The 14,729-nt window shown below is 44.7% G+C and carries 12 protein-coding genes and 1 pseudogene; 11 read left to right on the forward strand and 2 right to left on the reverse strand.

Going from position 1 to position 14,729, the window contains the following annotated elements; genetic code table 11:
* Nucleotides 1-290 precede the first annotated feature (290 nt).
* Nucleotides 291-1,019: a glutathione peroxidase gene (locus AB6C75_RS04500; protein ID WP_010435300.1), complete on the reverse strand. Its 729-nt coding sequence runs from the start codon at nucleotides 1,017-1,019 to the stop codon at nucleotides 291-293.
* Nucleotides 1,020-1,240: 221 nt separating this feature from the next.
* Here AB6C75_RS04500 and oxyR point away from each other — a divergent pair, with 221 nt between their 5' ends.
* On the forward strand, nucleotides 1,241-2,134 hold the full coding sequence (oxyR, locus tag AB6C75_RS04505) for a DNA-binding transcriptional regulator OxyR (RefSeq protein ID WP_017103618.1): 894 nt from the start codon (nucleotides 1,241-1,243) through the stop codon (nucleotides 2,132-2,134).
* Nucleotides 2,135-2,241: 107 nt separating this feature from the next.
* Here oxyR and AB6C75_RS04510 read toward each other — a convergent pair whose 3' ends face one another.
* Nucleotides 2,242-4,800: a penicillin-binding protein 1A gene (locus AB6C75_RS04510; RefSeq protein ID WP_032555356.1), complete on the reverse strand. Its 2,559-nt coding sequence runs from the start codon at nucleotides 4,798-4,800 to the stop codon at nucleotides 2,242-2,244.
* A gap of 151 nt (nucleotides 4,801-4,951) precedes the next feature.
* Here AB6C75_RS04510 and pilM point away from each other — a divergent pair.
* From pilM to rpe, 10 genes and pseudogenes are all read left to right on the forward strand, one after another.
* Nucleotides 4,952-5,976, forward strand: a pseudogene (pilM, locus tag AB6C75_RS04515) (type IV pilus assembly protein PilM).
* Nucleotides 5,960-6,574 (forward strand): PilN domain-containing protein, encoded by a 615-nt coding sequence (locus AB6C75_RS04520; protein WP_372107060.1) that lies wholly within the window; start codon nucleotides 5,960-5,962, stop codon nucleotides 6,572-6,574. Before pilM ends, AB6C75_RS04520 begins: the two are co-directional and overlap by 17 nt.
* Nucleotides 6,567-7,196 (forward strand): type 4a pilus biogenesis protein PilO, encoded by a 630-nt coding sequence (locus tag AB6C75_RS04525; protein WP_371695178.1) that lies wholly within the window; start codon nucleotides 6,567-6,569, stop codon nucleotides 7,194-7,196. Before AB6C75_RS04520 ends, AB6C75_RS04525 begins: the two co-directional genes overlap by 8 nt.
* Nucleotides 7,183-7,701: a pilus assembly protein PilP gene (locus tag AB6C75_RS04530; protein ID WP_371695205.1), complete on the forward strand. Its 519-nt coding sequence runs from the start codon at nucleotides 7,183-7,185 to the stop codon at nucleotides 7,699-7,701. The genes AB6C75_RS04525 and AB6C75_RS04530 overlap by 14 nt, the downstream gene beginning before the upstream one ends.
* A gap of 35 nt (nucleotides 7,702-7,736) precedes the next feature.
* Nucleotides 7,737-9,455, forward strand: a complete 1,719-nt coding sequence (locus AB6C75_RS04535; protein ID WP_372107062.1) for a type IV pilus secretin PilQ — start codon at nucleotides 7,737-7,739, stop codon at nucleotides 9,453-9,455.
* A 176-nt stretch (nucleotides 9,456-9,631) separates the two neighbouring features.
* Nucleotides 9,632-10,150 (forward strand): shikimate kinase AroK, encoded by a 519-nt coding sequence (aroK, locus tag AB6C75_RS04540; RefSeq protein ID WP_009848907.1) that lies wholly within the window; start codon nucleotides 9,632-9,634, stop codon nucleotides 10,148-10,150.
* 24 nt (nucleotides 10,151-10,174) lie between these two features.
* Nucleotides 10,175-11,263, forward strand: a complete 1,089-nt coding sequence (gene aroB, locus AB6C75_RS04545) for a 3-dehydroquinate synthase (protein ID WP_009848908.1) — start codon at nucleotides 10,175-10,177, stop codon at nucleotides 11,261-11,263.
* Nucleotides 11,264-11,342: 79 nt separating this feature from the next.
* Complete coding sequence (locus tag AB6C75_RS04550; protein ID WP_122047188.1) at nucleotides 11,343-12,860, forward strand: SPOR domain-containing protein; 1,518 nt, start codon at nucleotides 11,343-11,345, stop codon at nucleotides 12,858-12,860.
* 69 nt (nucleotides 12,861-12,929) lie between these two features.
* Nucleotides 12,930-13,790: a Dam family site-specific DNA-(adenine-N6)-methyltransferase gene (locus AB6C75_RS04555; protein ID WP_012604942.1), complete on the forward strand. Its 861-nt coding sequence runs from the start codon at nucleotides 12,930-12,932 to the stop codon at nucleotides 13,788-13,790.
* A gap of 188 nt (nucleotides 13,791-13,978) precedes the next feature.
* On the forward strand, nucleotides 13,979-14,653 hold the full coding sequence (rpe, locus tag AB6C75_RS04560) for a ribulose-phosphate 3-epimerase (RefSeq protein WP_009848911.1): 675 nt from the start codon (nucleotides 13,979-13,981) through the stop codon (nucleotides 14,651-14,653).
* The last annotated feature ends 76 nt before the right edge of the window (nucleotides 14,654-14,729 follow it).

Raw genomic sequence — 14,729 nt, forward strand, 5'->3', positions numbered from 1 at the left:
TAGCTAAATTTAGTTTGAACGAACCCCTCCAACTCTGGTGATTTTTTAAGAGTCAGGATTGCGGGTCAGTTTTGTGATTCTGTTTTATTAGGTTTAGCTTGTCGCTCTGCCTTTATTGCTAACTGCTTCTTGTTACTAACTATAGGTTAGTTAAAGACGGGCGAGTCACAAGCTATATTCTTTTTCCAAAGCTCAGATAAGTGTGTTTGGAATAGCTAACCCACAAGAGGGTGGGTTAGCTGATATTGCTTAGTTAACTTAACGATTAAGCTTATATCGATGGTAAGTCATTAACCTAGGAAAGCTTCAAGTTCTTCGCTACCACCGATGTGTTTGCCACCGATGAATACTTGAGGAACCGTTGTACGACCAGAGATTGCACGTAGGCTTACTGTTGTCGCGTCTTTACCTAGTACTACTTCTTCGTAGTTCAAACCTTTGTCGATTAGGTTCTGCTTCGCTTTCATACAGAAAGGACAGCCTGGCTTAGTGAATACTGTGATTGACTCTTGCTCTTTGTGCTCAGGAGCAATGTAGTTAAGCATAGTATCTGCATCAGAAACCTTGAACGGGTCGCCTGGTACGTCTTCTTCGATGAACATTTTTTCTACCACGCCGTTTTTAACCAGCATGCTGTAGCGCCATGAACGTTTGCCGAAGCCGATGTCGTTTTTCTCAACTAGCATACCCATACCGTCTGTGAAATCACCGTTACCATCTGGGATGAATGTGATTTTTTCAGCTTCTTGGTCTGCTTTCCAAGCGTTCATTACGAATGTGTCGTTTACTGAAACACATAGAATGTCATCAACACCGTTTTCTTTGAATACAGAATGTAGCTCGTTGTAACGAGGCAGGTGGCTTGAAGAACATGTCGGTGTAAACGCACCTGGTAAGCTGAATACGATAACTGTCTTGTCTTTGAATAGCTCTTCCGTCGTTACGTTAACCCATGCATCGCCCTGGCGAGTTGGGAATGTTACTTGAGGGATTGATTGACCTTCTTTAGATGCAAACATATTGATTTCCTTAAATAGTATTTTGAATTTTGTTCTATCAGAGCTTAACGTTTTTCTTTGCTCTGTTTCGTTTCGTTGAGCCCATTATTAGACAAATCCTTTGATAGCTCTAATCGTTTGATGTTATGGTTTTGATAGGTAAATTCTATCAAGAGCATTTTTCTTTTAAATGTTTCTATGAAACCCCTTGTTCTTATTAAACCAGAGGTAAGAGACTGATCATGAACATTCGTGACTTTGAATACTTGGTGGCGCTCGCAGAGCACAAACACTTCCGAAAAGCGGCAGAAGCGTGCTTTGTCAGTCAGCCGACACTAAGCGGTCAAATACGCAAACTAGAAGATGAAATTGGACTTCAGTTAACCGAGCGTAGTCCAAGGAAGGTCATATTTACAGAATCAGGGTTACAACTTGTTGAACAAGCCAAGCGTATTCTCAATGAAGTAAAGACTTTTAAGGATATGGCAAGTGGACACGGTGAAGCGATGACAGGGCCGATGCACATTGGTTTTATTCCGACCGTTGGCCCTTATATTTTACCTAAGATCATTCCTCACCTTAAAGAGTGCTTTCCCGATCTTGAGCTTTACCTGCATGAAGCGCAGACCCATCAGCTAGTGAGTCAACTTGAAGATGGCAAGCTTGATTGCTTGGTATTGGCTGCAGTTGATGAAACGGCGGCGTTCAAAGAGATTGATGTGTATAACGAACCGTTAAGCGTCGCAGTACCGTGTGATCATGAGTGGGCTAAGCAAGACACTGTTGATATGCTGCAGTTAAATGGACAAACCGTACTTGCACTGGGCGATGGCCACTGCTTGCGAGACCAAGCCTTAGGCTTCTGTTTTGCTGCGGGTGCAAAAGATGATGAGCGCTTTAAAGCGACCAGCTTAGAAACGCTGCGTAACATGGTGGCGGCAGGGGCAGGTATTACCTTGCTTCCTCAGCTATCGGTACCGAAGGAAAAACAGAAAGATGGTGTGTGTTACGTTCCAGCGGTGAACCCAACACCTTCACGTCGCATTGTTGTTGCCTACCGACCGGGCTCTCCGTTAAAGGGGCGCTTTGAGCAATTGGCTGAGGCTATCCGAACTCAATTAGATAAAGCTGTTTAGTAATTTAAATCGTAGATAGCTCTGATTATAGACACAAAAAAAGGGTTGATATGAATACATATCAACCCTTTTTGTTGGTTCATGTTACTTGGTTCAACAAACCCTAACTAGAACAGCTCTTCTACTGCTTCACCTGATGACGTTGAGTAGATGTCATCATTGAAACGTTCAGTAATGTACTCGGTTGGCTCAGTGCCTTTCTCGAAATACTCGAACATTGATGAGCTGTCGAACTTGTTGGTCAGTAAGCCAGTTTCACGGTCGATACGAACGCGAACGATATTTTCTGGAAGCTCTTTACGTTGTGCCGGAACACCCGCTAACGCTGTGCCCATGAAATCAACCCATGCCGGCTCTGCTGTTTTAGCGCCCGCTTCTGCACCTGTAATTTGATTTTTACCAAGGTTAGAGTTCGCTTTGGTTCGACCTAGGTTACGGTTGTGGTTGTCAAAGCCAACCCATACCGTTGCAACCATGCCAGGGCCGTAACCGCTGTACCAAGTATCTTTCGAGTCATTGGTGGTACCGGTTTTTCCGCCAATATCGCGACGCTTCAGCGGTTGAGCACGCCAACCTGTACCATTCCAGCCTGTGCCAGCACTCCAGTCACCGCCGCCCCAGATATTGCTGTACATCATTTCACGAACAAGGAACGCGTTCTGCTCAGTGATCACTTGGGGTGCGTACTGTACTTGGGCATCCACATCTTGCTCGGCAAACTCATCAGCCATTGAATCTGAGGTCATTGGCTGTTGGCAATCGTCTTTACACACTACTTTCGGTGTCGCTTGGAATTCAGTCTCACCAAATGGTGTTTCAATGCGGCTGATGTAGAAAGGTTCAACGTAGTAGCCGCCATTAGCGAATACTGAGTAACCTTGAGCTACCTTCATTGGCGTTAAGCTACCCGCACCCAGAGCAATGGTTTCAGAGCGCGGTACTTCGTCAATATCAAAACCAAATCGAGTTAGGTAGTTACGAGTATCATCCAAGCCCACTTCGCGCAGTACACGTACTGCCATTACGTTTTTAGATTGAGCTAAGCCAATACGTAAACGAGTTGGACCCACATAGGTCGGTGGTGAGTTCTTTGGTCGCCATGCCGTGCCTTGGCTCTTATCCCATTGATTGATAGGCGCATCGTTGATCAGTGAGGCTAGCGTTAAGCCTTTCTCAATCGCTGCTGAGTAGATAAATGGTTTGATACCAGAACCCACCTGACGAATAGATTGCGTTGCACGGTTGAACTTGTTGTGTACAAAGTTAAAGCCACCCACCATTGACAATACCGCGCCGTTGTTCGGGTTCATTGCAACAAATGCGGTGTTCGCATTCGGTACTTGGCTTAGTCGCCATACAATCGGTGTTTCAGGTTCAGTTGTTGTTTCTTCGGTAGGCTCTTCAGATACTTCATCGCCTGTTACTGCTTCATGGCGAACCCAAATTTGCTCACCCACAGCCAAAATCTCTTTCGCTTGAGAAGGCGCTGGACCTTGGCGGTTGTCCGTTAGGAATTTACGCGCCCAATTCATGCCTTGCCACTCGATAGTGCCTTCACCTTGGTTCTTAACCCAAACTTGAGCGCTTTTCGAATCAACAGCGGTTACAACTGCTGGTACTAAGTCACCATAGGTTGGTTGAGATTTAAGGTGCTTAACGATTTGTTCATGATCCCAAGCTGATTGCGCCGTTTGCCATAATACTTTTTCAGCACCACGGTAACCGTGACGCTCATCGTAGCCGAGTAGGTTCTTAATCGCGGCTTGGTTCGCTGCTTTTTGCAGTTTTGAATCAACGGTCGTGTAAACCTTCATGCCTGATGTGTAAGCGGCTTCACCATAGCGTTCAACCATCCAAGCTCGTGCAACTTCTGCTACATACGGCGCGCTCAGTTCAATCTCGGCACCGTGATATTTCGAGATAAGTTCTTCACTGCGAGCGTCATCGTACTCTGATTGAGTGATGTATTTTTCGTCGAGCATACGACGTAACACCACGTTACGACGGTTGGTCGCACGCTCAACAGAATAAATAGGGTTCATAGTTGAAGGTGCTTTGGGCATGCCCGCAAGCGTTGCCAATTCACTTAAAGTGAGTTCAGGAAGATCCTTACCAAAATAAACACGCGCTGCTGCGCCGAAACCATATGAACGGTGACCAAGGAAGATCTTGTTTACGTAAAGCTCCATGATTTCTTCTTTACTCAGAAGTTGCTCTATGTGGATCGCAATGAAGATCTCTTTGATTTTACGCATGATCTTTTTCTCATTAGATAAGAAGAAGTTACGCGCCAGCTGCTGAGTAATGGTACTTGCCCCTTGTTTGGCTGAACCGGACATAGCAACCACGAGTGCTGCTCGAGTGATACCAATTGGATCAATACCAGGGTGCTCGTAGAAGCGGCTATCTTCGGTAGCAATCAAAGCTTCAACTAGGTGGCGAGGAATCTCGTCATAAGTCACGGGATTACGACGCTTTTCACCAAATTGAGAGATCAATTTACCGTCTTGACTGAAGACTTGCATTGGCGTTTGGAGTTCTACGTCACGCAAAGTGGCAACATCAGGTAACTCTGGTTTTACGTAATAGTAAAACCCGAAAATTGTACTGACTCCAAGAATCATGCAAATCAATGTAAATATGAATAATCGCTTTATGAACTTCACCGGATAATCCCTGATTAGTTAAGGCTGATAAGCAGCAAACCCTTGTACTCTAGGTTAAAAACTTAGCTTTCGTTTATTAACGCTTATTTAACTAATAATCACAACCCCTAGATAATCAACGAAATGCTTGGCACTTCAGGAGCTAGGTCACATGGGTTCATCATTAATTACAGGTATAGATATAAATCATCACAGCATCAAAGCCGTGGTACTAAAACCCGTGGGGGAGTTGTATGCCCTAGTGGGATACAAAGAGCTGCCGATTTCGGACGACATTTTTACAGCTAACCATACTTTGGAGTATCAGAAAACTGTTAAGAAACTTAAAGAACTTAGGAAAGGACTGCCTTTTGGCTGTCGCAACGTCGCCATTTCGGTACCCGATAACACGGTGATCAGCAAAGTACTGCAAATAGAGAGTGACTTAGAAGACAGAGAAAAGGAGTTTTCTATCTATCAAACCTTTGCTCATCAATCTCCCTTTCCTATCGAGGAGCTGAGTTTAGATTTTGTAAAGCTGGAAGACAAACGATTTGGTAAAGGATCGACAAGTAGCTATCAGATATATGCGACTCGTAAGGAAGTTGTAGACAGTCGAGCGGATGCTTTAAATAAAGCCGGATTTAAACCTGTTGTCGTCGACACCCAAGCACATGGTCTGCTCAATATTTGGCAGTTGGCTTCACGCCTTATCCTGAAAAAAGTAACTGGTTGCTAGTGGACGTGGGAGTTGACCAAACGTCGTTAGGCATTATCCCGCAGGATTCAGCACCTTTCTATAAAGACATCGCCTTTGGTACTCAAGATCTTCGCGGTACTGACAGCCCGAGTTATACAGAAGGTGTTTTCGGCAACGCAGAGGACACACATCGGTTTATTGTTAATTTGGTTGAAAAGCTTAAGCGACAGTTGCAACTCTATTCCTCAGTGAATGCACTTGAGCCGATATCCGGGATCTGGCTGATGGGCGAAGGAGCCAGCATTCCGATGGTAGTTGAAGATCTAGAGCGCCATTTTCAGATGAGTTGTGAATCGCTCAATCCTTTATCGTTATTTGAGAACAAGGTGGCGAAGCGGCACCAACTGCCGATGAACTGGCAACATTTCGGCATTGCCGCGGGTATGGCGATGAGTGGACTCAAGTGGCAAGGAGAGAAGCATGTTGCATCAAATTAACCTGCTGCCGTGGCGTGATGAGATTCGCGCTCAGCACAAGAAGCGTTTTATCCACCTAGTCATTCTTGGCGTCATCATTGCACTTACAGGGCAATGGGCGATTGGTCACTATTTTCAGGGTCAACAAGCCAAACAGCAAGCTCGCCTCAATTATCTTAATCAATACATTGCCGAGCTCGACCGACAAATTCAATCGTTAAAAGTTGCAGAACAAGAACACAAAGCCATTCTGACTCGACTTGATGTCGTGGAGTCGTTACAGCTTGGCCGTAATAAGACCACCGACTTTATGAATCTAATGCCGGAGCTGATTCCTGAGGGCGTGTATGTCGACAAGATAAAGATGAATGGTCAGGAGATTGAGATGGCAGGTATCAGCGACAGTACGGCTCGCCTCGCCACAATGTTGGACAATCTAGAGCGTTCTGATTCTCTTAAAGGGGTCGAGATGCACTCTATTATCCATAACCGAAAGCGCTTCAATAAAGAGTTTCAGACCTTCAAGGTCTCTTTTGTGTTTAGCCCTGTTTCTTTAGAAAACACAACCGCAGAGAGCGCAACCGCGAGCAGAAAAGAGAAGGGGGCAAATCATGGCTAACCTTCAAAGTAGGATTAGCTGGCAAAATAGTGTGAGCTTGCAAGATCTCGATGTTGATGAGATCACCGAATGGCCGTTGTTGCCCCAACTGCTCGTTATTCTGTTGCTGGTGATATTAATCCAAGGTGTCGGGACTTGGCTGTATGTGCTGCCTTTAGACGATGAACTGCAGCAGATGAAGCAGCAAGAGCAGACTTTGAAAGCAACATTAAGGATAAAAGCGAACAAGGTTGCGGCTTTGCCTAAGCTTCAGAGTCAGTTGGATGAGCTAACCAGTCGCTACGACTATCTGTTAGAACAGTTGCCAGTTCAAAAGGAGCTCGCCAGTATGTTGGCCTCAGTGAATGAACTTGGTTTGGATAATGCGCTAACCTTTACGCGCATTGATTGGGGGCAAAAGCAGAACAAGGAATTCCTCTATCGGTTACCCCTCAATATTGAGCTAACCGGTGATTACCACGAGATTGGTGATTTCTCCGCAGCCATCGCAAAACTGCCGCGCATTATTAGCTTCGATGATGTGAATTGGCAGCGAGTCAGTCAAGAAAGCAGCACGCTGCACTTCAGGGTTCGAGCTTACACCTATCAGTTTAAATCGGAGGTGAATGATGAAATTCAGTAGCGTCCTTTTGTCCCTATTGTTACTGCTTGTGCTTTCAGGCTGTAAAGCCAATCAGGATTCGTTAGAAGATTTTGTGAGGCAAGTTGAAGCTAAGGCGAGAAAAGAGGTAGAAAAACTTGTCCCAGAAACGGAGTTCTTGGCCGCAACTTATCAACGCCACGCTTTTCGTCCTCCCTTTGAACTTCCTAAAGAAGCCATGGTGCAAAATCAACCCTTGGTGAAGAAAGACTGTTGGCAGCCGAACGCTCGCTCTCGTATTGGCAAGTTAGAAAAATACCCACTGAGTAAGCTGCGTTTAAGAGGCGTAATGGGCAGTGGAACAAGCGTTTCAGGGTTAGTACAAACCCCAAAAGGGAACGTGGTCAATGTGAAAAAAGGTCAGTTTATTGGCTTAAATAATGGTCGAGTGACTAAGGTGACGAGCCAGTACGTACAGATTAATGAAACCCTTCCAGATGGTTTAGGTTGTTGGCATAAGCGCAACGTTAAGCTCGCTCTGAAGTAAACCAATGTCACATGATGTGGATATGAGATGTAAATATGATTAAAGGACTAAGTAAGTTAATAAACAAAGGGCTGCAAAGCCTAGTTGTGTCTGTGATGTTGGTGGTTAGCGTGTTCAGCTATGCCGAGAGCTTGCCAAATCAATTGGAAAATATTGATTTTAGGGTCAACAAGGAGAAAGACGCCGTCATCATTATCGAATTGGCAACCAGTACTGCTGTGGTGGATGTTCAACGTGCTCAGGAAGGTTTAAGTATCGAGTTACTCAATACTCAGGTGAATGACGATAAGCTTTACCTTCTGGATGTGAAGGACTTCGCGACCTTAGTTGAAGGTATTGAGGTGTATAAGGAAACGCCCAGTACGCGATTGTTGGCAACGATCGCTGGTGACTATCAATATGAATACAACTTAAAAGGTCGCTTTATTGAGGTAGTGATCAGTAGGCCTACTATTGATGAAGTGACAATAGAGAAAAATGTTTTAGAAAAAGAAGGCAAGGTGATATCGATTAACTTCCAAGATATCCCTGTACGTAATGTTTTGCAGCTTATTGCTGATTACAACGATTTCAATCTCGTTGTTTCTGATTCAGTCACGGGTAATCTGACTTTACGTTTAGATGGTGTGCCTTGGCAGCAAGTTCTCGACATTATCTTGCAAGTTAAGGGATTGGATAAGCGTGTTGATGGCAACGTTATCTTGGTGGCACCTAAAGCTGAGCTCGACCTTAGAGAGCAACAAGCGCTAGAGAAATCTCGTTTGGAAGAAGAGCTAGGTGAACTCAAGTCGGAAATCATCAAGATTAACTTTGCCAAAGCCACCGACATTGCCGACATGATTGGTGGGGAAGGGGCGGTAAGCATGTTGTCCGAGCGAGGCTCGATTACCATTGATGAGCGAACTAACTCCCTGTTGATCCGTGAATTGGAAGAAAACATTGCGGTGATACGAGGCATTATTGAATCGCTAGACATTCCCGTGAAGCAAGTTCAGATAGAAGCACGTATTGTCACTGTTACTGAGGGTAATCTTGATGAACTAGGAGTGCGTTGGGGCGTTTCCTCGACTAACGGAAGCTTCAAAGTTGGCGGCTCGATAGAGGGCAACCATCCATCGCAAATTACGCCGTATGACGATAATGGTGGGAATAGTGCGATTGACGATTTCCTCAACGTTAATTTAGGAGCAACTTCCCCGAGCGCGTCGAGTATTGCGTTTCAGGTAGCCAAGCTGGGTTCTGATACCTTGCTCGATCTTGAATTGTCAGCACTGCAACAAGAGTCGAAAGCAGAGATTATTTCTAGCCCACGCTTAATTACCACCAATAAAAAACCCGCTTATATTGAGCAAGGTACTGAAATCCCTTATTTAGAGTCTTCTTCAAGTGGTGCTACTTCAGTCGCATTTAAGAAAGCGGTATTGAGTCTCAAGGTGACTCCGCAGATCACACCCGACAATCGTTTGGTATTGGATTTGAGCGTGACTCAAGATAGGCCGGGGCAAGTGGTGAAAACCGGCACCGGTGAAGCTGTCGCCATTGACACGCAAAGAATTGGAACGCAAGTGCTTGTTAATAATGGTGAAACGGTCGTGTTAGGTGGTATTTTTCAACACAGTGTGAGCAGCCAAGTTGATAAAGTTCCACTATTAGGAGACCTTCCTGTTCTTGGCGCATTGTTCCGTCGTAGCTATGAAAATGTAGGCAAAAGTGAACTACTTATTTTTGTTACACCTAAAGTTGTGATTCAGTAATGAGCAATTAGATTAAAAATAAAGTTGCATTAGTGGCACCTAACCTTGATAATTTCGGGTCTTATCACGAATTATCTGTGAGGAATCGGTGCCACGGGCCTTTTAATTTCAGTACTTGTACTGACCTACCTTGTGGCGATGTCATTGAATTAACGTTGTAAATTACTGCTAAAAACATGGCTGAGAAACGCAATATTTTTCTTGTTGGCCCAATGGGCGCCGGCAAAAGTACAATTGGTAGACACCTAGCTTCCCAACTTCATATGGAGTTTCTAGACTCTGACACTGTGATCGAAGAGCGCACTGGCGCAGACATCGCATGGGTTTTTGATGTTGAGGGCGAAGATGGTTTCCGTAAGCGCGAAGAATCTGTAATCAACGATCTGACAGAAGAACAAGGTATTGTTCTTGCGACAGGTGGTGGTTCAGTGCTGAGCAAAGAAAACCGTAACCGTCTATCTGCACGAGGCATTGTTGTATACCTAGAGACAACAATTGAAAAGCAACTTGCTCGCACTAACCGCGACAAGAAACGCCCTCTACTTCAAACAGACAACCCGCGTGATGTGCTAGAAGATCTAGCTGTATCTCGCAACGCACTATACGAAGAAGTGGCGGACTACACAGTTCGTACTGACGACCAAAGTGCAAAAGTGGTAGCCAACCAGATCGTAAAAATGCTAGAAGAACGTTAAGTTCATTTTTCGGAGAGCAAACCCATGGAACGGATTACGGTCAATCTAGCTGAGCGTAGCTACCCTATCTCTATTGGCGCCGGGTTATTTGAAGACCCGGCGTACCTTTCTTTTTTATCAGGTAAGCAGAAAGTTGTTGTTATCAGTAATGTGACAGTAGCGCCTCTTTATGCTGATAAAATTTTATCGCTATTGGATCAAGTCGGCTGTCAGACATCTCTTTTAGAGTTGCCAGACGGTGAGCAATACAAAACACTTGAAACGTTCAACTCAGTGATGAGCTACATGCTTGAAGGAAATTACAGCCGCGATGTGGTGGTGATTGCTTTGGGTGGTGGTGTTATCGGTGATTTGGTCGGTTTTGCTGCCTCTTGCTACCAGCGCGGTATTGATTTCATTCAAATCCCGACGACCCTTCTTTCTCAAGTGGACTCCTCTGTAGGTGGTAAAACTGCAGTGAACCATCCCCTTGGCAAGAATATGATCGGCGCTTTTTACCAACCAAAATCTGTCATCATCGATACTAACTGCCTATCAACGCTTCCAGAGCGTGAGTTTGCAGCGGGTATGGCTGAGGTGATCAAATACGGCATCATTTACGATGAAGCCTTTTTTGGCTGGTTGGAACAGAATCTAGAGAAACTGTATCAACTTGATGAAGACGCACTGATTACCGCGATTGCTCGTTGTTGTGCAATTAAGGCTGAAGTGGTTGCTATCGATGAAAAAGAGTCAGGAATCAGAGCGTTATTGAACCTAGGTCATACATTTGGTCATGCGATTGAAGCAGAACTAGGCTATGGTAATTGGCTACATGGTGAAGCTGTGTCGTCAGGCACTGTAATGGCAGCAAAAACCGCCCAATTACAGGGACTGATTTCTCAGCAGCAACTTGAGCGAATTATTTCTATACTCAAGAATGCGAAACTACCAATCCATACGCCAGAAAGCATGTCTTTTGAAGACTTTATGAAGCACATGATGCGCGATAAAAAAGTGCTGTCTGGTCAGTTGCGTCTGGTATTACCAACAAGTATTGGTACTGCTGAAGTGGTTGCTGATGTACCTCAAGACATCATTAAACAAGCGATTGATTTCTGCCGTACTCTTTAAATTCGGTTGTGAGGTTGCCTAGCTAAAAGTTAGGCAACTGAAGCGCTTTACAGATCGAACTTATCAGTAGGGATCCCCAATGAGTTTGGCTCATGATTTAAGAGTATTGGAGTTAGAGTCTCAAGTTGAGTTGCTAGAGCGTTTACAGCTTTTAACTAACTTTGGTTCAAACTTTGTAAATGTTGCTGGTAAAACGGGTTCTGGCCGATCTTGGTTAGCTCAGCGTTATCTTGAAGCATGGTCGACAGAAAAAAATCAGTGTTTACTGCTTTGTCACCCAAGCCAAGACGATCAACAGCGCCGCGCACTTATTCTTAGTCAGATTGTTTCTGACCCACTCTTTAATCAACATGATTCTTTATCTGATAGCCTTGCTAGGTTACTGGATGGAGATACGTGTAATGTGCTTATTGTCATTGATGACGCCCACCGATTGTCTGAGCTACTGGTATCAGAATTATGGATGTTGGTACTTGAATCTCAATCAAACCCTCAATGGACGATTAATATCGTTCTGTTCTCGCAAACTGGTCACCTAGACACGCTATTAACACGACTTAGTTACGGTCAGCCGCACAAACCTATCGCCCTTGAGATCGATGATCTTTCGCAACCAGAAGCTGAACATTTCTTTGAGTCACTGGTGATTCGATATGTCGATGATGAGTCAGAATCTCGGGTGCGAAATGCATTTAAAAAAGCGCAACCTTTGCCCGGTGAGCTAATGGCCTTAGGAGAATTGAAAGTGGAAAAAAGGATTATTATTCGCTCAATCATTGGTTCACCTATCAATATTGCGATTGTGGTGGCGTTGTTGTTGCTTGTTATCGGCGGCGGTTACTGGTGGATGTTTAATCAACCAACGCCTGACGATAAAGCGCAATCTATTATCGCCCCTATTGAGCAGACAGTTATTCCAACGTTGGAAGTGGAAAATGTAACTGAGCAAGCCACAATCGACGGAACTGTCGATTCTGAAGCCGAAGTTGATATGAGTTATCAAGGTGCTGACGATGACAGCTCTTCTCTGCCGCCGGTCGTGGTTGAAGAGACAGCCAGTGTTGGTCAGGTAGAACAAGATCAGCAACGTGTGGTGATCACCTCTGATGTGGTCGATGCTTTGCTTGATGATAAATCTGAGAGTGTTGATACCAGTGCAATTGAAGCTGTAGTTGAAGAAAAGACAGATGCAGTCGTTCTCCCGCAGCCTGATGTTGTGGAACGTGAGTCATTGCCGGCAACGAATGAAGGTTCAGAGCTAACACAATCAGCACCTCCGACAAAAAAAATCACATTTTCATTTGCACGCGAAGAGCTACAAGCTATCTCGCCGCGCGCTTATACCCTGCAGTTGAGTGCGATGACATCATTGGAAGATGTACAATCTTTCATTGAAGAGTATGAGCTTGAGAACAAGGTTCGTATTTACCCAACACTTCGTAACGACACCAAGTGGTTTATTATCACTTATCAAGATTACCCAACGATTCAAGTGGCGCGAGATGCGGCAAGTGCGTTATCAAAACCACTTCAACAGTTGGAACCTTGGGCAAAATCGATGAATCAAGTGCATCGAGAGATAGAACGTGCGAAATAACCCTGAGCTTAGCCTCAAAATATGTTACATTCCGCAGCCTTATTTTTGAGTTGATAGATAGAGCAGTAAATGAAAAAGCAGCGTGCCTTTCTAAAATGGGCTGGTGGTAAATATGGCCTAGTTGAAGACATCCAACGTCACCTGCCACCTGCTCGTAAATTGGTAGAACCGTTTGTCGGTGCCGGATCAGTATTTCTGAATACTGATTTTGAACAGTACCTACTTGCAGATATTAATCCTGATCTTATCAACCTATACAATCTACTTAAAACCGATCCTGAAACCTATATCACTGAAGCGAAGCGTTGGTTCTGTCCGGAGAATAACCGTAGAGAAGTGTTCTTAGATGTTCGCGCTGAGTTCAATGGTACAGATAACGTTATGTATCGCTCGTTAGCTTTCTTGTACATGAACCGATTTGGCTTCAATGGCTTGTGTCGTTACAACAAGAAGGGCGGTTTTAACGTTCCGTTTGGTTCTTATAAAAAACCTTATTTCCCTGAAGCCGAGCTAGAGTTTTTTGCTGAGAAAGCGAAAAAAGCCACCTTCGTCTGTGAGGGATACCATGAAACCTTTAGCCGCGCGCGTAAAGGTTGCGTGGTTTACTGTGATCCTCCATACGCACCGCTGTCGAACACGGCTAACTTTACCTCTTACGCAGGTAATGGTTTTAGCTTAGATGACCAAGCTGCACTGGCGGATGTCGCTGAAAAAGCGGCGATGGAACGCGATATTCCTGTCTTGATTTCAAACCATGACACCACCTTAACGCGCCGTTTATACCATGGTGCGGAACTGAACGTGGTCAAGGTTAAGCGCACCATTAGCCGTAATGGCGCAGGGCGCAATAAAGTTGATGAGTTACTGGCGCTTTTCCATAAAGAGAAAAACCAGCAACACGCTTCAACAGAATTGTCGTCGTCAGAATAATCCTCGAACTCATTAAATTGAGTGACCCACGGGTACTTTCTTAAACTAATCTTTCGAACTGCTAGGATCTGCTTAGGTGCTTAGGTAGAATTGCACACCAAATAGTCTTGGGATTGAGTCTTGTACTTGTGTATGAGAGGTCACAAGGCGGTGATATTCGCAATTTACTCACTCTTAAGAGGTTTGGTATGAAAGATTTTCTAATCGCTCCATCGATTTTGTCTGCAGATTTTGCTCGTCTTGGTGAAGACGTCGAAAAAGTACTCGCAGCCGGTGCCGACGTTGTGCACTTCGATGTGATGGATAACCACTACGTACCTAACCTGACTTTTGGTGCACCGATCTGTAAAGCATTGCGCGACTACGGCATCACAGCTCCTATCGATGTTCACCTAATGGTTAAGCCAGTAGACAGTATCGTACCTGAGTTTGCCAAAGCTGGCGCATCAATGATTACCTTCCACGTTGAAGCGTCTGAGCACGTTGATCGCACTCTACAGTTAATCAAAGAACACGGCTGTAAAGCGGGTGTCGTACTTAACCCAGCAACGCCACTTTCTTGCCTTGATTACATCCTAGACAAAGTCGACATGATTCTACTGATGTCAGTGAACCCTGGCTTTGGCGGTCAATCTTTCATTCCTCACACACTTGATAAGCTGCGCGCAGTTCGTAAACTTATTGACGAATCAGGCCGTGATATCCGTCTTGAAATTGATGGTGGCGTGAAGGTAGATAATATCCGTGAAATCGCAGAAGCGGGCGCAGACATGTTTGTTGCCGGTTCTGCTATCTTCAATCAACCGGATTACAAAGAAGTGATTGATGAGATGCGTTCAGAGCTTGCAAAAGTAAACGCATAATCGTAAAACTACAGATAGATTGAATATTAAGGGGCTCATTGGCCCCTTTTTTACGTCTTGGAGCTCAACTCATAAG

Origin of the sequence: Vibrio sp. 10N.237.312.B06 (assembly GCF_041464685.1) — a bacterium.
GTDB lineage: Bacteria > Pseudomonadota > Gammaproteobacteria > Enterobacterales > Vibrionaceae > Vibrio > Vibrio tasmaniensis_A.